The 20,404-nt window shown below is 42.2% G+C and carries 18 protein-coding genes and 1 pseudogene; 16 read left to right on the plus strand and 3 right to left on the minus strand.

Annotation, left to right across the window (positions count from 1 at the left end; translation table 11 throughout):
- The first annotated feature begins 101 nt into the window (after positions 1–101).
- From katG to WD019_RS05420, 9 genes and pseudogenes are all read left to right on the plus strand, one after another.
- Positions 102–2,312, plus strand: a complete 2,211-nt coding sequence (gene katG, locus WD019_RS05380) for a catalase/peroxidase HPI (protein ID WP_425710861.1) — start codon at positions 102–104, stop codon at positions 2,310–2,312.
- 170 nt (positions 2,313–2,482) lie between these two features.
- Positions 2,483–2,923: a Fur family transcriptional regulator gene (locus WD019_RS05385; protein ID WP_026677018.1), complete on the plus strand. Its 441-nt coding sequence runs from the start codon at positions 2,483–2,485 to the stop codon at positions 2,921–2,923.
- A gap of 39 nt (positions 2,924–2,962) precedes the next feature.
- Positions 2,963–4,321: an allantoinase gene (locus tag WD019_RS05390; protein ID WP_425710862.1), complete on the plus strand. Its 1,359-nt coding sequence runs from the start codon at positions 2,963–2,965 to the stop codon at positions 4,319–4,321.
- Between the two features lie 68 nt (positions 4,322–4,389).
- Positions 4,390–5,646, plus strand: a complete 1,257-nt coding sequence (locus tag WD019_RS05395; RefSeq protein WP_425710863.1) for an ArgE/DapE family deacylase — start codon at positions 4,390–4,392, stop codon at positions 5,644–5,646.
- A 30-nt stretch (positions 5,647–5,676) separates the two neighbouring features.
- Positions 5,677–6,561 (plus strand): NAD(P)-dependent oxidoreductase, encoded by an 885-nt coding sequence (locus WD019_RS05400; RefSeq protein ID WP_026677021.1) that lies wholly within the window; start codon positions 5,677–5,679, stop codon positions 6,559–6,561.
- A gap of 86 nt (positions 6,562–6,647) precedes the next feature.
- Positions 6,648–7,474, plus strand: a pseudogene (locus tag WD019_RS05405) (class II fructose-bisphosphate aldolase).
- 214 nt (positions 7,475–7,688) lie between these two features.
- Positions 7,689–9,005, plus strand: coding sequence for an FAD-binding oxidoreductase (locus tag WD019_RS05410; protein WP_425710890.1), 1,317 nt, complete (start codon positions 7,689–7,691; stop codon positions 9,003–9,005).
- A gap of 2 nt (positions 9,006–9,007) precedes the next feature.
- A complete protein-coding gene (locus WD019_RS05415) occupies positions 9,008–10,408 on the plus strand; it encodes a (Fe-S)-binding protein (RefSeq protein ID WP_051291357.1) in 1,401 nt (466 codons plus the stop codon).
- Positions 10,377–11,843, plus strand: coding sequence for an FAD-linked oxidase C-terminal domain-containing protein (locus tag WD019_RS05420; protein ID WP_425710864.1), 1,467 nt, complete (start codon positions 10,377–10,379; stop codon positions 11,841–11,843). Before WD019_RS05415 ends, WD019_RS05420 begins: the two co-directional genes overlap by 32 nt.
- Before the next feature lie 54 nt (positions 11,844–11,897).
- Here the strand turns inward: WD019_RS05420 and WD019_RS05425 are convergent, their stop codons facing one another.
- Complete coding sequence (locus tag WD019_RS05425; RefSeq protein WP_425710865.1) at positions 11,898–12,272, minus strand: cyclophilin-like fold protein; 375 nt, start codon at positions 12,270–12,272, stop codon at positions 11,898–11,900.
- A 30-nt stretch (positions 12,273–12,302) separates the two neighbouring features.
- Positions 12,303–13,547 (minus strand): pyridoxal-phosphate-dependent aminotransferase family protein, encoded by a 1,245-nt coding sequence (locus tag WD019_RS05430; protein ID WP_425710866.1) that lies wholly within the window; start codon positions 13,545–13,547, stop codon positions 12,303–12,305.
- A 245-nt stretch (positions 13,548–13,792) separates the two neighbouring features.
- Between WD019_RS05430 and WD019_RS05435 the strand changes: the two genes are divergently transcribed.
- From WD019_RS05435 to WD019_RS05460, 6 genes are all read left to right on the plus strand, one after another.
- Complete coding sequence (locus WD019_RS05435; RefSeq protein ID WP_026677027.1) at positions 13,793–13,996, plus strand: Vpu; 204 nt, start codon at positions 13,793–13,795, stop codon at positions 13,994–13,996.
- A 276-nt stretch (positions 13,997–14,272) separates the two neighbouring features.
- Positions 14,273–14,962 (plus strand): TerC family protein, encoded by a 690-nt coding sequence (locus WD019_RS05440; protein ID WP_425710867.1) that lies wholly within the window; start codon positions 14,273–14,275, stop codon positions 14,960–14,962.
- A 134-nt stretch (positions 14,963–15,096) separates the two neighbouring features.
- Positions 15,097–15,510, plus strand: a complete 414-nt coding sequence (locus tag WD019_RS05445) for a thiol-disulfide oxidoreductase DCC family protein (protein WP_425710868.1) — start codon at positions 15,097–15,099, stop codon at positions 15,508–15,510.
- 96 nt (positions 15,511–15,606) lie between these two features.
- Entirely contained in the window at positions 15,607–16,548 is a 942-nt protein-coding gene (locus tag WD019_RS05450) for an MBL fold metallo-hydrolase (RefSeq protein WP_425710869.1), read from the plus strand.
- A gap of 51 nt (positions 16,549–16,599) precedes the next feature.
- A complete protein-coding gene (gene cdaS / locus WD019_RS05455; protein WP_425710870.1) occupies positions 16,600–17,223 on the plus strand; it encodes a sporulation-specific diadenylate cyclase CdaS in 624 nt (207 codons plus the stop codon).
- Positions 17,224–17,240: 17 nt separating this feature from the next.
- A complete protein-coding gene (locus WD019_RS05460) occupies positions 17,241–17,426 on the plus strand; it encodes a DUF5370 family protein (RefSeq protein ID WP_425710871.1) in 186 nt (61 codons plus the stop codon).
- Positions 17,427–17,470: 44 nt separating this feature from the next.
- Here WD019_RS05460 and WD019_RS05465 read toward each other — a convergent pair whose 3' ends face one another.
- On the minus strand, positions 17,471–17,941 hold the full coding sequence (locus WD019_RS05465) for a DinB family protein (RefSeq protein ID WP_425710872.1): 471 nt from the start codon (positions 17,939–17,941) through the stop codon (positions 17,471–17,473).
- A 144-nt stretch (positions 17,942–18,085) separates the two neighbouring features.
- Between WD019_RS05465 and WD019_RS05470 the strand changes: the two genes are divergently transcribed.
- Positions 18,086–20,251 carry a DNA topoisomerase III gene (locus WD019_RS05470; protein WP_425710873.1) on the plus strand — a complete coding sequence of 722 codons (2,166 nt, stop codon included), beginning with the start codon at positions 18,086–18,088 and terminating at the stop codon, positions 20,249–20,251.
- Positions 20,252–20,404 lie beyond the last annotated feature (153 nt).

A 20,404-nucleotide genomic window follows, 5' to 3' on the forward strand; every position in this document is an offset into this window, starting at 1 on the left:
AATATAATTTAGTATTGATTTTTTTATGATAAGTGTTATCATTGTAAGTGATAAATTTAATAAAAAAGCCATTTTCACGTATACAGAAAGGAGAATGAAAAATGGACAATAAAGAAATTCCGAACGGGGGAAAATGCCCTTTCAACCACGGCGCCATGACGAGTCTAAAATCTAGTGGCACGACAAATCAGGACTGGTGGCCAAACGCGTTAAACTTGAATATTCTCCGTCAGCATGACAGAAAATCGAATCCTATGGGAGAAGACTTTAATTATGCGGAAGAGTTTAAAAAGTTGGACTACAATGCTCTTAAGCAGGATCTTCGCGATTTGATGACAACCAGTCAAGATTGGTGGCCTGCTGACTATGGACATTATGGTCCTCTCTTTATCCGTATGTCCTGGCACGCAGCCGGTACATACCGGAATGGTGATGGCCGGGGAGGCGGGGGCACTGGCAACCAGCGTTTTGCGCCACTGAACAGTTGGCCTGATAACGTTAGCCTTGATAAAGCACGCCGGCTCCTATGGCCGATTAAGAAAAAGTATGGCAACAAGATCTCATGGGCCGACTTGCTCGTTTTGGCAGGAAATGTTGCCATTGAATCGATGGGAGGACCGACAATAGGTTTTGGAGCAGGCCGTGAAGACATTTGGCATCCGGAAGAAGACATCTATTGGGGTAAGGAAACGGAATGGCTGGGCGATAATCGTTATACAGGCGATCGTGAGCTTGAGAATCCTCTTGCTGCTGTTCAAATGGGCCTTATTTATGTTAACCCGGAAGGTCCAAACGGTAAACCAGATCCGATTGCTGCGGCTCGCGATATTCGTGAAACCTTTGCACGTATGGGTATGAACGATGAAGAAACTGTTGCACTAATTGCTGGCGGCCATACTTTCGGTAAGGCGCACGGCGCAGGAGATGCCTCTCATGTGGGTCCAGAGCCTGAAGCAGCACCTATTGAAGCACAGGGATTAGGCTGGATAAGCTCACATGGTTCCGGTAAAGGCCGTGACACGATTACAAGTGGTCTTGAAGGGGCGTGGACACCTAATCCAACCCAATGGGATAATGGTTATTTTGATATGTTATTTGGATATGAATGGTGGCTCACTAAGAGTCCTGCGGGCGCATGGCAGTGGCATGCAGTAGATGCTGATGAGGAACATCTTGCACCAGATGCGGAAGATCCATCTGTTAAAGTTCCGACAGTTATGTTTACCACTGATTTAGCATTGCGTCATGATCCAATATACGAGAAGATTTCGCGTCGTTTCCATGCAAATCCAGATGAGTTTGCAGATGCATTTGCCCGCGCGTGGTTTAAACTTTTACACCGTGACATGGGTCCAAAAGCAAGATACCTTGGTCCGGAAGTTCCAGAAGAAGATTTCATCTGGCAAGATCCTGTACCCGCTGGCAATTATGATTTAACAGATGCTGAAATAGCAGAATTGAAAGCGAAAATCCTTGACTCTGGACTGTCAGTTAGTGAACTTGTTAAAACTGCCTGGGCTTCTGCCAGCACTTATCGAGGTTCAGATCATCGCGGCGGTGCAAATGGTGCTCGCATCCGTCTTGCTCCTCAAAAGGATTGGGAAGTAAACGAGCCAGAGCACCTTGCCAAAGTGCTTTCTGTTTATGAAGAGATTCAAAGCGAACTGGATAAGAATGTGAGCATTGCTGATTTGATTGTTCTTGGTGGTTGTGCTGCAGTAGAAAAAGCTGCAAAAGATGCAGGCTTTGATGTAACTGTACCTTTTGCCCCTGGACGTGGCGATGCCACACAAGAGCAAACGGATAGTGAAAGCTTTGCAGTTCTGGAACCTATCGCTGACGGTTTCCGCAACTATCAGAAGAAACAATATAGTGTAAGTCCAGAAGAGCTTTTAGTAGATAAGGCACAACTCCTAAACCTTACAGCACCAGAAATGACTGTACTTATTGGTGGTTTGCGTGTTCTCGGTACGAACTACGGTGGTACTGGGCACGGCGTATTCACTGATCGTGTAGGTACACTTACTAACGACTTCTTTGTTAATTTGCTTGACATGGGAGTTGAGTGGAAGCCTGTAGACGGTGGTATATATGAAGGACGTGATCGGAAGACAGGCGAAGTAGTGCGTACGGCAACTAGAGTTGACCTGGTGTTCGGTTCAAATTCAGTTCTACGCGCAATTGCAGAAGTTTATGCTCAAGACGATAACAAAGAGAAGTTTGTACGTGACTTCGTAGCTGCATGGGTTAAGGTCATGAACGCTGACCGTTTTGATCTCAAATTAGACTTATCCGTGCCGCAAGAAGTTTAAGAGATTCATATTTTTAGAAAGATGTTTTAAATTCGTTCCATTCTCATTTATTCTCAAATTATTCTCATTTAATTGTGACAAATTAACACTCTAATTAGTAGTAGAAAAGATCATCAACTTGATGATCTTTTCTACTACGGAGTGCAAAAACCGAATAAAGAGGTGTTGAAATGAATCAACATCGTTTAAAGGAAGGGGTTGCTCTATTAAAAAATAATGGGGTAAGAATGACCGTACAACGTATGGCCATTCTGGAATATTTAGCCACTACGGATTCCCATCCTACCGCTGATGAGATTTACAAATATTTAACCAACAGACTGTTAAACATTACAAATGCGACGATTTATAACAATTTAAAATGCTTTAAAAAATATGGGCTCATTAAAGAATGGACATATGGAGAAGCTTCAAGCCGCTACGAGTGGGCAAAGAATTTCCATTATCATGTCGTTTGTAGATGTTGCGGGAAAATGCGCGATTTTAATTATCCCGAACTAAAGGAAATTGAGGAGTATGCTGAAAAACTTTCCGGGTTTCAAATTTCCTGCCATCTTTTTGAAATTCATGGCATTTGTCCGGAATGTAAAGAAGCCAGAAACAACTTTTAATTTGGTCAGTTAATTGAATAATGAGGAAGTGACAAAATCATGTCCGCATTTGATCTTATTATACGAAATGGGACGATGGTAACGTCTGATTCAGTCTTACGGGGCGATATCGTTATTAACGATGGAAAAATCGAAAAAATCGTCGAGAATGAATCGTTTGAAGGCAAAGGCATTCGAGAGATTGATGCTACCGATCTATATATATTTCCGGGATTAATTGATTCACACGTTCATTTTAATGAACCAGGAAGAACGGAATGGGAAGGATTTCAAACAGGTAGCAGAAGTCTGGCGGCAGGAGGAGCAACGACCTTTTTCGATATGCCGTTAAACAGCCATCCTCCAACGATTACGAAACACGCGTTCGAATTGAAAGATAAACTGGCAAAACAGAAAGCGATCGTTGACTTCAGGCTTTGGGGAGGATTGGTTCCTTCAAATCTGGAGTATTTAGAAGAATTGCATGATTGCGGCGTCATCGGTTTTAAAGCTTTTATGTCTCCTAGTGGAATTAATGAATTTCAAAATGCGAATGATCAAATCCTTTATAAAGGGATGGAAAAAATTGCTCAATTGAATTCTGTTTTAGCCGTTCATGCGGAAAGCACAGATATAACGAATCAATTAGCTGAAGAAAAGCGCAAGGCAGGAAAAACGGCAGCAATCGATTTTTGTGAATCACGGCCGATTTTATCTGAAATTGAAGCAGTGGCAAGAATTTTATCGTACGCTCAAGTAACTGGCTGTAAGCTACATATCGTCCATGCAAGCAGCAGTCAAGTCGTATCATTAGTGACACGGGCAAAACAAATAGGCATTGATGTTACTGTTGAAACGTGCCCGCATTACCTTTCTTTAACAACAGAAGATTTTTCAAGAATCGGCCCTGTTGCAAAATGCGCCCCGCCGTTAAGAGGTAAAGATGAAGTGGAGGCGTTATGGAAATCATTCGCCGATGGAGAAATTGACATTATCGGTTCTGACCATTCGCCAGCTCCGCCAATGATGAAACAAGCGGAAGATGGTGACATGTTTAAAGCGTGGGGAGGCATTTCGGGTGCACAATCGACACTTTCGGTACTGCTGGAAGAAGGGTATTGGAAACGGAATATCCCATTAGAAAGAATTGTAGAAACGACGTCAACAAACCCCGCTAAACGATTCGGACTATACCCTCAAAAAGGGACGATTGCTGTCGGCAGCGATGCAGACTTAGCGATCGTGAATCTTACTCAGTTTTACCGTTTGAACGAGAATGATCTTTTTTACCGTCATCCACATTCGCCATATGTCGGGAAAACGTTCAGAGGAAAAAATGTGGCGACGATTGTCAAAGGGAAGATTGTGTTTGAAAATGGACAAATCATTTCATCCGGGCAATATGAAACGATTCCATAATATCAATTTTCCTAATAATTTGTGCTTTCTGGTTTTTCATACAAATCATAACAAAGGAGCGAATTAAATTGAGTACAAAAACGTTAAGTGCTGAGAAACAACAACTTATCCAATATATTGAGGATCATAAAGATGAATTGATCGGTTTCCTGCAGGAACTTGTTTCGATTCCATCGGATAATCCTCCTGGAGATTTGCAAGAGATTGCTGAACATATTGGCAAACGCTTAAATGAATTTGAATTTGAAAACGTAAAGCTTCATGAGGTGGAAGAGGAACTTGTAAAAGCCCATGGGATGATTCGCGTATCGAATGTTGTTGGTTTTCAAACGTTTGGCAACGGGGAAGGCCCAGAAATTACGTTAACTTCTCACGGGGATGTCGTACCCCCGGGCCTTGGATGGACACAGGATCCGTATGGCGGAAATATTGTCGACGGAAAATTATACGGCCGTGGTGCAGCCGTCTCTAAATCGGACATTGCTTCTTACACGTTTGCGGCATTAGCTTTACGGCAATTTAAAGATAAATTGAAAGGGAAAATCTCCTTTGCATTTACATTTGATGAAGAAACAGGCGGCTTAGTAGGACCGAAATGGCTGCTGGATCGAAAGCTGGTCAATCCTGATATGGCGATTTATCCGGGCTTCACCTATTCTCTCGTAAATGCTCACAACGGTTGCCTTCACCTTGAAGTGAAATTAAAAGGGAAATCTGCTCATGCAGCTGAGCCTCAGCACGGACATGATGCGTTAGTAGCGATGACAGGTGTGTTGAATGCGATTTATAATTATCGGGATTCGCTCTCTTCGATCCATTCGAAAATTCCGGGCATTGATACGCCGAATATTACGGTAGGATTAATTTCCGGCGGGATTAATACAAATGTCGTCCCTGATGAGTGTGTGATTCGTATGGACCGGCGATTGATTCCGGAAGAAGATGGTGAAATGGTTGAAAAAGAGCTTCGCAATATCATTGATACTGCCGTGGAGAAGTACGAAGGCATTCAAGCGGAAGTCACTCGTATTCTATTAGCAAACAGCTTTGGCCCAACACCTGTTAACTCTCCATTAGTGAAAGCGGTCGCTTCCAATTGGAAAGAAGTGATGGAGACGGATGAAGAACTAGAAATTAAAGGTTCGCCATTGTATACGGATGCCCGCCTTTTTGCCGAAGCAGGTGTACCTATCGTCTTGTTTGGCGCCGGTCCGCGAACATTGTTAGAAGCGAACGGACACCGTGCTGACGAACATGTAAAAATTGACGATTTGCTCAAATCAACGAAAATTGTTGCTTTAGCACTTTATGATTTATTGCAATAAAGTCCTTTAACTTAAGGAGTTGGACAAGCGATGAAACTGGGGTTTATAGGATTAGGAAACATGGGCCTTCCGATGGCGATCAATCTAGTAAAAGCAAACTATGAAACATTTGGAATTAACCGGAGCAAAGGAAAAGAAATGACTTTCGCTGAAAATGGCGGAAAAATTGGCAAGTCGGTTGCCGAGCTTGCCAAAGAGGCGGATGTCATCATGACATGCCTTCCGTTACCTGATGATGTAGAGAACATCTATTTCAGCAAAGACGGTATTCTACCAAATGGTAAAGAAGGATTGACGTTAATCGATTTTAGCACGGTTTCTCCGGATTTAAATGAAAAAATATATGAAGCGGCAAAGAAAAAAGGAATCGGCTTTTTAGATGCGCCGATCAGCGGCGGAAATGAAGGAGCAAGATTAGGAACGTTAAGCATTATGGTCGGCGGTGACAGGGAAGTCTTTAATAAAGTTTACCCGATTTTCGAAGTGCTCGGGAAAAACATTTACCATACGGGGAAAGTCGGTAATGGGACAATTTTTAAACTCATTAATCAATACATGGTCAGCGTTCATACTCAGGCTGTCAGTGAAGCGTTGTTTTTAGCTGAAAAAATGGGGATCGAGTTAGAAAACTTGTTTGAAATATTGAATAATAGCTATGCCCAGAGCCGCATTTTCGAACGGCATTTTAAGTACATTTCCAAAAACGAGTATGAACCGGGCTTTGCTCTTAATTTGTTATACAAAGATATGTCATTAGTGCAACAAATGGCCGAAAACAATAATATTAAATTGCCAGCAGGAGAACTCGTGAACAAGATGCTTGAAAGCGCAAAAGAATCGGATTATCAAAATGATGACATGTCGGCACACTATTTGTTTTTTAAAGAGAAAAGCAACGTGGAATTGGTGAAATAGAAAAGAATGTAATAAGCAGGTTCCTGCTTATTACATTCTTTTCTTCTAATAAAGGAGAGATTGAAATGCTAATCAGTACGAAAGAAATGTTAAAGAAAGCGCAAGAAGAAACACGCGCAGTTGCAGCCTTTAATACGTATAGCCTGGAGACAGTGCAAGCAGCAATTTCTTCCGCTGAAAAGGAAGAGCAGCCTGTCATCATCGCGCTTGGCGAACGGTATTTCCCGACGGTTGATGTTGAAGGCTTTGCAGCAATGGTGAAAGCGATGGCGCACAAGGCGGCAATTCCGGTGGCTCTCCATCTGGATCACGCCTATGAGAAGGACTCGATCATTCGTGCGATCAAAAACGGATTTACATCTGTTATGTATGACGGATCAAAAATATAAAGCGGACGAAAGAAATTGTAGATATTGCCCATATGGAGGGTGTATCCGTTGAAGCAGAAATTGGCTCGATGGCGAAGGGGGCTTATTCGGATGAAGAAGAAGGAGATGGAACGTTAACTGATCCATTATTAGCAAACGAATTTGTTAAAGCGACGAATATTGATTTTTTGGCTGCGGCGATCGGGACTGTTCATGGAATGTATCAAGGCGAGCCGAACATTGATCTTGAACGCCTTCAACAAATTCATGAACTTGTCAACATTCCATTAGTATTGCACGGCGGTTCCGGAACGCCTGATGAAAAAATAGTGGAGACGATCAATCATGGAATTTGCAAAATTAACGTAAACACAGAGATTTCAGTGGCTGCTGTAACATTTTTGAAATCCGCATTTGATGATGAGTTTAAAGATGATCCGATGCCTCATTTATCTAATATTAACCGGGCAATGCAGCAAAAAATGGAGAAAGCTATGCAGCGATTTGTGCGTCTGTTTTCAAATGAAAAGCAGGCAGTTTGTTAAAAAAGGCAAACCATCCTTTTATAGGAGGGATGGTTTTCTTTTTGTTTGAATTTATAAAAAATTCGCAATTGAAGTGATTGTGTAATTGGGTTATTATATCAGCAAAAGGAAAAATAGCTTCATCTTAACAAAGCTATGTCTGAAATCAGCTCCATATTTTACGACTGTTTGGGAACTTTGTTGTTTATAACGCAACAAACTGGAGGTGTCTAAAATAGTGGTTACTGAGTTAGAGAAGATCGTTGATGAAAAGCGAATCGTAAAGTCAGGAGATGAAGATCCGTTCGGCAACCTCGGAAAGTGTACAGTTTATCCGCAAACAGAAGAAGAAATTTCGGCCATTTTAACTTACGCATCCAAAAATGGCAGGAAAGTATTTGTTGAAGGCTCCGGAACGAAAAAAGGGTTTGGCGGCCTTTTGGAAAAAGCCGATATTTTACTTTCCTTGAGCCATTGTAAAGGTGTTGTCGAATATTCGGCAGGCGATCTTACTATAACTGTTCGTCCAGGAACAACGATAAAAGAAATTGGGGAATATCTGGCTCCGTTTGGTCAGTGTCTCTCCGTTGATCCTGCGTGGCCGGAATTTGCGACGATTGGCGGTGTGATTGCTGCCAATTCCAGCGGACCAAAGCGGCTGAAATACGGTTCAGCCCGGGACTTTGTCATCGGTTTAAGAGTCGTTTACCCGGACGGCAAGGTGATTCGCACTGGCGGTAAAGTTGTGAAAAACGTTGCCGGCTATGATATGAACAAGCTATTTGTTGGTTCAATGGGAACGCTCGGAGTCATTAGTGAAGTAACAGTAAAGCTCAGGCCATTGCCTAAATATGAAAGTCTCGTCCTTCTATCTTTTTCTGAAAAAAATTTACATGAAATCCGTTCATTTGTTATTCAACTTCTAGACTCGATGATGGAACCGGTTTCTCTTGAACTGGTCAATCCAACGTTATCCAACCAGCTGACCGGGTTAGAAGGTTACACGCTATTCATCGGGTTAGAAGGTATTGAAAAATCGGTCCTTTATCAAGAAATGTGGATAAAGGAACATCAACCGAAAGAAACGGAATTAATTATCTTGCAGCAACATGAAGCAAAAAAGATCTGGTCTACATTTGCCAAATTAGCTCCGAATCCGCTACGAATAAAAGAAATTGATGAAAGTAATCTGGAAATAGGAATTAAAATTGGAAGTAAAAATATCGATGTCATAGAACTAGTAGAAGCGTGCCATCTCATGAGCTTAAATAAACATGTCGACGTGCGGGTTCATGGTGGGACTGGGCATGGGATTACGAAAGCGTATGTCAAAGGGAATACAGAGGCTGTATTATCGTATGTAAGGGACATCAGGTCTGCCGGGTGTAATAAAGGAGGGTACGCTATTGTCGAGCATGCGCCTTATATACTGAGAAAACACGTTAATGTTTGGGGAGATCCACCTTCTTATTTTTCATTGCTTGAAGGGATTAAAAAAGCCATCGATCCAAATAACGTCCTGAACACGCAGCGATTCGTCGGAGGTTTGTAAAAATGAGTATAGAAGAAAAAGAACGTATTAGTGCAAGTGGGAAATCACCTGCCTGCATGTCAATGAGTCTTGGAAACTATCTATGGAATGATCCGCCGGATGAGAACAAATGGACTGACTGTGTCCATTGCGGTATGTGTCTTGAAGCATGTCCAACCTATCAACAAACGGGTGAAGAGCATCAATCGCCAAGAGGACGAGTGTATTTAATTAAAGCGGTTGCTGAACAGAAAATCGAAGTAAATGAACAATTTGCGCATCCGATTTTCACATGCCTTGACTGCCGGGCATGTGAAACGGCGTGTCCGGCCAATGTTCAGGTCGGTGGCCTAATCGAAGAAGCAAGAGGGCAAATTCGCCAGGCGATGCCGTTATCCGGTTTTAAAGGGGCGGTGAATAAATTCTTTTTAAAAGGGGTATTCCCGCATCCCAACAGGTTGCACGCGTTAGGAAGCCTGATGAAATTTTATCAGAAAAGCGGTTTGCAAACCACTATAAGAAAAACAGGACTGTTAAATATATTGCCAGGTCATTTGAAAGATATGGAAGCTGTTTTACCGACTTTGGACCATGAACCAACTTTAAAAAAATTTAATGAAGTTGTGCCTGCTAAAGGAAAAACGAAGAAACGAGTGGCCATGCTAACAGGGTGTGTGATGGATGTAATGTTCAGCGACATTAACGAAGCGACGATTCGTGTGCTGACTAGAAACGGATATGAAGTAATGCTTCCGAAAGAACAGCGCTGTTGCGGCGCACTGCATGTTCATGCGGGTGACCGTGAAACTGGCAAAAAGCTGGCGAAGCAAAATATCGAGGCGTTTAAAAATGTTGAAAAAGTGGTCGTTAATGCGGCGGGATGCGGTTGCGCGTTAAAAGAATATCCTGAGCTGTTCCGAAATGAACCGGAATGGAAGAAAGAAGCAGAAGAATTTGCTCGTAAAGTAGAAGACGTCTCCACGTTTTTGTATACCGAGGGCTATGAACACCCGAAAGGTGAACTAAAGACAAGGATTACGTACCATGATGCGTGCCACCTTGCCCACGGACAGGGAATTCGTTTTGAACCGCGCGAGCTTTTGAAGAGCATTCCAGGAATCGAAATGGTTGAATTGCCGGATGCGGACCGATGCTGTGGCAGTGCCGGTATTTACAATTTAACGAACCCGGAAATGGCGGGCGTTCTGTTGGAGCGAAAAATGAACGATGTGCCCGAAAATGTTGAAATGATTTCAATGGGAAACCCGGGCTGCATGCTTCAGATGGCAATGGGCGTCCTGCGGCATGGAAGAAGCGAAAAGATAGTCCATACGATGCAACTGTTAGATTGGGCTTATCAAAAAGAAGATGGGGAAAAGGGAGGTGAAGGCCATGTTCAGGAAAAAACGAAAAGTGCAAGGTGATGAGACCATTTTATCATTAGCCCGCATTGTCGGGGACGATTATATCCTTTATCGGAAAGAGGACTTAATTGCGTATGAATGTGATGGATTAACGCTTTATAAAGGAATGCCAAAAGCCGTTGTTTTTCCGGAAACTACCGAAGAAGTGTCACAAATAGTGAACTATTTATCCAATTGTAACATCCCATTTATCGCCCGTGGTGCGGGGACGGGCTTAAGCGGGGGAGCGATTCCGTTTGGAGGAGAAGTCATTATTAGCCTTGTTCGAATGAAAAAGCTTTTACGTGTTGACTATGAAAATCGGCAGGCTGTTATCCAGCCGGGATTTGTCAATTTAAAATTAACAAACTCGATCGCCCATAAAGGGTACTATTATGCACCTGATCCTTCGAGCCAATATGCCTGCACGATCGGCGGAAATGTGGCAGAAAATGCTGGCGGGGCGCATTGTTTGAAGTATGGTGTAACGACGAATCACGTTCTTGGACTGGAAGTCGTGCTGCCAAACGGAGATATTGTAGAAATTGGCGAGGAAGGGATTGCCGATCGCCCGGGATATGACTTGTTAGGACTGCTAACCGGTTCGGAAGGGACGATGGGGATCGTTACGAAGATTACCGTCAGAATTTTGAAAAATCCGGAAGGGAAGAAGACGGTGCTCGCTTATTTTGATCGCATAGAAGATGCCAGCTATGCCGTCTCCGACATTATTTCGGTCGGGATTGTTCCAGCCGCACTGGAAATGATGGATAAAACCGCAATTGAAGGGGTGGAAGCGGCGAATTTTCCTGTCGGCCACCCGAAAGATCTTGCGGCGCTTCTCCTTATTGAAGTAGATGGAATCACGGTTGGAATTGAAGACGAGATTAATGAAATTGTTGAGGTTTGCCGAAGACGTAACGTAAGAGAAGTCAAGGTCGCTAAGGATGAGGTGGAAAGAGCGAAATGGTGGGCGAACAGAAAAACAGGCTTCGGCGCAATGGGGGCCATCTCGCCTGACTATCTCGTCCAAGACGGGGTTATTCCAAGAACAAAACTCCCGGAAGTCCTTGCAAAAATTAACGACATCAGCAAGAAATCGGGTCTCAGGATCGCGAACATTTTCCACGCAGGGGACGGCAATCTTCATCCGCTTATTTTGTTTGATGCAAAAAAGGAAGGTGAGACGGAGCGGGCGCTCGCTGCCGGATCGGAATGTTTGAGAGCATGTGCCGAAAGCGGCGGATCGATCACCGGGGAACATGGCGTCGGCATCGAGAAAAAGGAAGAGATGCGGTTTATTTTTACAGATGATGAAATCGAAGCACAGACGAATATACGAAGCGTTTTTAATCCTCATAATCTCTTAAATCCGGGAAAAATATTTCCAAGTCCGAGCCGGTGCGCAGAAATAAAACAGGAAATTATTACAAATAGAGAGCCTGTTATCAATTAACGAGATAAAAAAAGATGGAATTCTACTGTGGAATTCCATCTTTTGCTTTTTAGTTTAAGCATCCGCGCGTTCAATTAAGACATCTGTCAGGCGGTTAATTTTCTTCAATACTTTCGCATCGTCTGTAATTTTCCCAAATACTTCGACAGAGCTTGCTGGTCGAATTTCGTCATTTGCGCTTACTGGAGTGGGGCCGTAAAATATGCAAAAGGCGGATCCGGGTGGCCAATAGGCAAGATCCCCTTCGTTGACCACCTCTTGTTCATTTTCAAGCTTAACATCAGCATTGATCGAAAAATAAATTTCATCGCCCCAGAGGCTACCGCGTGATGAAATTGGGAGGCTGTCCCAAATCTTTTCTCCCGCTGGAGTGTCATGGAGTACTCCATTTAATTGATAGTCATTGACTTTGATCTTGATTTTTTTCAAATTCTTCTCCCCCAGTAAAAATGTTGTTTTTTATATCGTTTCAACCGCGCATTTCTCGTTATCATACACATCTAGTGCGGCCTGGACGGCACGGCCGGCATGAAGTTTCAGGCCATGTCGAATCAGCACTGCTTCTAGAGCGCCTAAAACGTGAAGTATGTTTTTCTTCCTGCAGCTAAAGCCCATTGTTCCTATTCTCCATATTTTTCCTTTGAGCGGACCAAATGAGCTGGCGATTTCGATATCGAAGTCTTCAAGCAGCATCGAAAGGACGGCTTCTCCGTCAATCCCTTCAGGAATCGTTATGCATGTAACAACGGGCAATTTATATTTGGCATTGCCGAACAGTTCTAGCCCCATCGCTTTAATTCCCTTGATGAGTGCTTTTTCATGCAATTGATGTCTTAAGAATCTTTCTTCAAGTCCTTCTTCTAATACAATGCGCAATCCTTCGCGTAAAGCGTATAACATTGAAGTCGCTTCGGTATGGTGGTTTAAACGGATCGGACTCCAATAATCCATCAGTTGGCTTAAGTCAAAATAGTTGCTGCGAATGACGGGACGCCGACGTTTTTTGTCTTCTTCTCGGTCAGCAAGGCCTCTTTCAATTTTCTTTCGTTCCAATAAAATGGATTCAATTCTTGAATTAAACGTAATCGGAGCCATTCCAGAGGGGACGGATAAACATTTTTGCGTGCCGCCTATGCAGGCATCGATTTTCCATTCATCTACTTTTACATCAGTGCCGCCAATTGAGGCAACTGCATCGACAACAAAAAGAACGTCCATATCTCTACAAACTTCCCCGATTTCTTTTAAAGGCTGCATGCGTCCAGTTGATGTTTCACCGTGTACCATCGCTACAATCTTTGGTTTCACCTTTTTAATTTCTTCAATTACATCATGAGGCTGAAAAACTTCTCCCCATTCCGTTTCCATTGTAACGACTTCGGCATCATACCGCTCGGCGATTTCGGTAAGGAGATGGCCGAACCGTCCATAGATTGGCACAAGCACTCGATCACCGGGTTCAATAATGCTACATAAAACAGCCTCGATTCCTGCTCTTGATGTGCCGTCGATAGGAAAGGCCCAATAATTATTCGTTTGAAACAATTTCCTGAGCATCTCCATCGTTTCATTCATCATATTTGTAAACTCCGGATCAAACTGCCCTAATATCGGAGTAGACAATGCCCTGAGGACACGTGGCTCTGCTTCAACAGGACCGGGCGTCATAATCGTTCGCAAAGAAGTACTTAAATCTCTATACATGCTCAATTCCTCTCCTTATCCTATTTATCTGTCTTATAATAAATAAAACCCTCTCCTTTTTTGAGAGGTGGATTGATCTTTAACCGATCTACTTTTTTATGCTTATTTTAGTAGATATGGGAGGTCGAGTCATTGTTTACTGTGGACAATAATCGCTCTATTCAACCATGCACGATGTACAAAATGCAAAACATTAAGTTTGTCAGTAATTTTTGTTATAATGGTAAAAAACATCGTTTAAGGAAGTGTTTCTTTTGTTTGAACTTTACTTTCCAGAAGATAAAACGGAATATATTCCGGCGGTGGGCATTCTTATCGTTTTCATTATTCTCGCGGTGGTTGTCTGGCGTTTTTTTAAATGGCACCATCAAAAGGAATTAACGAAATTAGGCGAACTTGAGGCTAAAATAAAGGAAGCACAGTCAAAGAATGATCAATCTCATAGCTGATACATAAGAAAATTCGATTGACAATTTTGGAAGATTACGTTATGATCAAGATAATTAAATGAATAGTGATTCCCAAAGGGGAGTAGCTCTTGCAATAAAGTCGTCATTACGGGACTTGGGTCCTCGGCTTTATTGGCAATGTTGATTGTTAGCGAGACCTTTGCCAGTGTTTGGTGAAGGTTTTTTTTGCGCTTTTACCAATACATATGGTAAAGGCGTTTTTTATTGGTTTTAGACCAATAAGGGAAAAATTAAAGAGAGAAGGGGATAATGAAAATGGAATTTTTGATCGCTTTACTTTCGATTGTGATGATTGATTTAGTTTTGGCCGGAGACAATGCGATTGTCATTGGATTAGCCGCAAGAAATTTACCGAAACACCAGCAGAAAAAAGTTATCATATGGGGTACGATTGGGGCCATCATCATTCGGGCTGCGGCAACAATTGCTGTCGTATGGCTATTGGAAATCCCCGGGCTGCTTCTTGCAGGCGGACTGATTTTAATCTGGATTGCCTATAAACTATTAACCGAAGAAAAAGATCACGAGGTTAAAGCCGGGAAAAATACGTGGGCTGCGATCCGCACGATCATTATTGCCGATGCGGTTATGGGGCTTGACAATGTTCTTGCTGTTGCGGGTGCGGCGCACGGAAACTTTCTTCTCGTTATTATCGGACTGGCGATTTCCGTTCCGATTGTCGTCTGGGGAAGCACAATCATTTTAAAATGGATGGAGCGTTTTCCGATTATCATTACAATTGGAGCCGGAATCCTGGCGTGGACGGCTTCAAAAATGATCGTGAAAGAACAATTTGAATTCATGAAAAATCTTTTTGACAATCCTTTTATTAAATACGGGTTTGAAATTGTAGTAGTAGCTGCTGTTGTATTGGCCGGGTATTTGAAAAAGCAAAAGGAAAAAGGAAAAGAAAAGGAAGAAAACGTTCGAGAATCAATACAATAAACATGAAGGTCCTTTATTGGGGGCCTTTTTACTATGTGCAGAAGAAAAATTACTATTTTTTAGCATTTGAGTATGGTAAACTATAATGTGAAATGGTGAGCAAATAAATCCCTATGTTGAAGGGAGATGAATGTTTGATGAATGAACTGCACACTAAACCGATTATTTTGTTTGATGGGGTTTGCAACTTATGCAGCGGCATCGTTCAATTCATTATTAAGCGAGATCCTGATGGGAAGTTTTTATTTGGCCCTTTACAATCGAAGGTCGGAAAAGTATTACTTGAAAAGTTTAACTTACAGGATCATCCAATCGATAGTTTTGTGTACGTCAAAAAGAATGAACATTATGTAAAATCGACAGCCGCGCTTCATGTAGTGAAAGATCTTGGAGGTTGTTGGAAGTTGCTTTATCCATTGATCATTATCCCACGGTCGGTTCGGGATAAGGTTTATGATTGGATTGCGAAAAATCGTTACAAATGGTTTGGCCAAAAAGAATCGTGCATGGTTCCCGATCCTTCAATTATAGAGCGGTTTTTAGATTAATGTCTTTTGTTAAAAGACTTTAAACTGGTAATGCAAATTTCAAAAGATGTTAAAAATAACTCTGCCCGTTTATGAAAAGTAAGAAGGTGAATCATCTTGGCACAAAAACGTTATGAAAATCTCGATCAAATCAATACGATTCGATCAGCGAAAGAACTTTTGCGCTGGCGGAAAGAGCGGAGAGGGAAAACGAAGGACCTGTCATTCGTCGTTCCCCATGATGAAGACATTGACATCGCTTTTTTGCAAAATAATAGGACAGAAATGACGATTACATGGATCGGTCATTCAACATTTCTTTTGCAAATGAATGGTCTTAATATTTTAACCGATCCGGTCTGGGCGAATCGGATGGGATTTGATAAAAGGCTAAGCCGGCCCGGGATTCCGATCATGGATCTTCCCCCAATCGATCTGGTTCTTATTTCACATGGCCATTACGATCATTTGGATTTTTATACGTTAAGAAGAATTTCCGGCGAGCCGCAATTCTTTGTCCCTGATGGATTGCTCGGTTTAATGAAACGAAAAGACTATAAGAAGGTCCGTGAATTTTCATGGTGGGATTCCTTTACTATCCAAAATCTAACGTTTACGTTTGTTCCGGCCCAGCATTGGACGAGAAGAACGCTCTGGGATACGAACACGTCCCACTGGGGCGGCTGGATCATTGAACAAAAAGGTGGAAAGACGATTTATTTTGCCGGAGACAGCGGGTATTTTCGCGGATTTAAAGAAATCGGGAAACGATTTTCGATTGATTATGCATTAATGCCGATCGGGGCGTATGAACCGGAATGGTTTATGTCTCCTCAACATGTCAATCCCGAAGAAGCGGTGCGAGCATTTTTGGATGTAAAGGCGAAATGCTTTATCCCGATGCATTATGGCGCCTTTCGATTAGCCGACGATACGCCCAAAGAAGCTTTAGAGCGGGTGAAATCCGAGTGGGAACGGCTTCGTCTGCCAAACGAACAATTAAACATCTTAAAATTAGGGGAAATCTTTCGACCAGATCTATCTCATAAAAATACATAGTTTGCCGATGTTTGGAAAACATGAATAGTAAAAGCGAACAGGGTGATGAGGATGGGACAGTTCGAGTTTGAATTTTCCTCCAATATGAAAGAGCAATTGAAAGAAAACATTATTCATATTAAGGGGAAGATGGATGATATTTTAGAGTCGCTCGATCAAAGAGATGAATGCACATTATGTAAATTTGAGGAAATTCAAAAGAAGTTATTTGAAATTCAATCAACGGCGGCTTCTTATTATTTAAAAGCTTATTTATCCCCATTTACGGATTCATACATCGTCATTACAACAGCCATTCAGCATCTATCCAGTAAGAGGCACGGGGCGTTAATCGTTGTTGAACGAAACGACCCGGTAAATCCGTTGATTCATCCCGGCACGCCAATCGGGGGAGCATTATCCTTTTCCTTAATCGAGTCGATTTTTTATCCTGGCAGCCCTCTTCATGACGGAGCCTTATTAGTACAGGGCAACCAAATCGTCTCAGCAGCTAATGTTCTTCCTCTATCCCAATCGTTTTACGGCGAGCGAAAACTTGGAACGCGCCACCGGGCGGCTCTCGGGCTATCCGAAATGAGCGATGCATTAATATTAGTCGTATCTGAAGAAACCGGGAGAACATCTTTTGCATTAGATGGAACGTTATATCTTTTTACGCCGAGCTATGACATGTGATATTTGGAGGTATCGATATGGGAGCCATTGAAAGAAACGGCCATATTTTTGAAGTGGAGTACAGCGTTCTTCTTCAAAAAGGCGGTGTCCACGTCTATAAGGATGGAGAATTTTTAAAAGAATTGGAGTTCACATTTTCAGGCAACCAGCCTGATCCCGAACAAATTGAACAATTGGTGAATTCGTATTTTGAAGAGCGCTGATGTAAGAGGAGCTATTCATTAAAGAATAACTCCTGATTTTTTTATTAGCTTTTTATACCCGCTTGTTCAATGATACGCTTCATTGCCTGAATTTGCCCTAAATGCATCGCCTCATGCATCAGGCTGAAACCAGCTAATTCCCCGAATGTTTCTTGTCCTAAAAATGGCTTTTCAAGTTTTTCATTAAATCGTTCTGCAGGAATTTGCTTGATGCGTTCTAATTGTTCCTTCAATTGTGAAATGAGTTCACTTACTTGTGGAACATCATCTTTCCAATCTGCCGGTTTAGTCCCGTTTCCGAATTGTTCGATATATTTTTCCGGGAGATGTGCTGATTTCTTCGGAAGGCCGAACATAAATTGTTCTGTCACTGTCAATACATGGCCGATATGCCAATGGATCGTGTTATTAAACCCTTCAGGTTGAACATTGGCTGTTTCCTTTGAAATTGCTTCAACATTTTTTAAAAAATTGCCTCTTGTCGTTTCAAATTGCTTAAAGATCAAGTCGCTCATTATTATTCTCCTTTCTTATTTCTTCCCTTTTACTATATCAAAATTTCGACCGTGGTATAAGTTTTAAGATTCATAGAGATCGATGAATAAACTCGTGATAGAATAGGTTTAGAGATAAATTTTAGACGGTTAAAGGAGTTTGAAATGAAACTTATTATTGCGGAAAAGCCAGACCAGGGAGCAAAGCTTGCCGCTCCGTTTCCCCATAAGAAAAAGTCGGGCTTTATTGAAATCGCGCCAAATGAATTGTTTCCCAAAGGCGCCCTCTTAACATGGGCGGTTGGCCATTTATGCGAATTGGTCGCGCCGGAAGAATATGATGCAAGGTGGAAAAAGTGGTCGCTTTCAACACTGCCAATCATTCCTTTGCAATTTAAGCATCGGGTGATGAAATCAAAATGGAAGCAGTTTCAAATCATCAAAGAATTGGTGCATAGAAGAGGAATAGAGGAAATCATCATGGCAGGCGATGCAGAACGGGAAGGAGAAGCGATTATCCGGATCATTTTGCAATTATGCAAAACGAACAAAAAAATGAAGCGGTTATGGATTTCTTCGTTAACCCCGAAATCAGTAGTAAAAGGATTTCAACAGTTGCTTGACGAAAAAGAGACGAGGAACATTTACTATGAAGCGCTGAGCCGCGCCTGTGCGGATTGGCTCGTTGGCATCAATATTTCACGCGCATATACGCTTTTGCTCCGGCAAAAAGGCATTTCGGACGTTTTTTCAGCGGGACGCGTCCAGACCCCGACGCTAGCGTTAATTGTTAAACGAGAAAAAGAAATTGAAAACTTCCGCTCAGAGCCTTTTTGGGAAGTGAATGCCATTTTTCATATGAGCGGCAAGAGGTACGAAGGGAAATGGCATAAAGAAGGCGAAACCCGCTTATCCGATCAAAAGTTAGCTAATAAAATCGCTGAGTTCTGCCGGGGAAAAGAGGCCAGGGTCCAATCGGTAGAAAAAGAACGAAAGGAACTGCAGCCGCCTTATCTGTTCAATTTATCTTCCCTGCAAGCGACAGCGAATAAAATGTATAAATTTTCCCCACAAAAGACGCTCGACATTGCACAAAAATTATATGTAAAAGGGATCATTTCTTATCCACGAAGCGATTCCAGTTTTGTGACAAAAGAAGAAGCAGCGCTATTTCCTGAAACGCTTCAAAAACTAAGCAACTTCGAGCAATATCAATCGTACTTCCCGCTGCCCTTCCAATCGATTGCGAATAATAAACGGTATGTAAATGAAAAAAAGGTTACCGATCACTATGCGATTATACCGACTGAGCAAGTCGTCAATCCAGAGAAACTGTCAGCGGAAGAACAAAAAATATACAATTTGATCGTTCTTCGTCTCATTGCCGCCCACTATGACAATGCCATCTTTGACTATACGACAGTCCATACATTAGTGGATGAAAGAGCCTCCTTCATTTCTAAAGGAAAAGAACAAATCCAGGAAGGATGGCGAAAAGTCATTTATGATAAAAGTGAAAAGGCAGGGGATGAGGAACAAGATTTGCCTCCTTTAGAAGAAAAAGAGAAAGGAAACGTTGAAGAGGCAAACGTAAAAGAAGGGAAGACGCAGCCGCCGAAACGGTATACAGAAGGCCAGCTGATCACATTGATGAAGACATGTGGAAAACATTTAGAAGATAAAGAGCTCGTCAAAGTGTTGAACAGCACGGAAGGCCTCGGGACAGAAGCAACACGGGCAGGAATCATTGGCGTCTTAAAAGACCGAAAGTATATTGAAATCAAGAAAAACCAGGTGTTTGCGACAGATAAAGGGAAGCTATTAATTGAAGCGGTTGGAGCGAGCATTCTTGCTTCTCCCGAAATGACGGCAAAATGGGAAAAAAGGCTTCATGAAATCGGGGAAGGGAAGGCGGAGGCGCAAGCTTTTATGGAACAGGCGAAAAGGCTCGCCGTCAGCTTGATTGAAGAAGCAAAAGAGAAAAGCGTCACATGGAATTTTGAAGGTTATTCTCTAGAAGCATTCAAAACGAAAAGTCCATCGAAAAAACGAACGGGGATCGGCACGAAAATGGGCAAATGCAAAAAATGCGATGGCGATATCGTTGATAAAGGAACGTTTTATGGATGTTCCAATTACAAAACGAAAAACTGCACGTTTACCATTTCGAAAAAAATACTCGGGAAGACAGTCTCGCAAACGAACGTAAAAAAAGTGCTAAAAGATGGGAAGTCTGGCCTTATTAAAGGATTTAAAAAAGGCGATAAAGCCTTCGATGCTTATCTTGTCTATAACGAGAAAGAAGACAAGATTGAGTTTTCTTTTAACTAAACTTTTACTACAATGATTGCAAGAGCTGTCACATAGGATTATGGGCAGCTCTTTTCAATCTGCGAATCGATCACTCGATCAACGCTTGTTAATGTTCCTTATATATTGAGGACATCTGGTGAGCAAAACATTTTTTTAGATTTCCGGTTTATG

The sequence above is a fragment of the Fictibacillus sp. Mic-4 genome, assembly GCF_049843615.1.
GTDB lineage: Bacteria > Bacillota > Bacilli > Bacillales > Fictibacillaceae > Fictibacillus_A > Fictibacillus_A gelatini.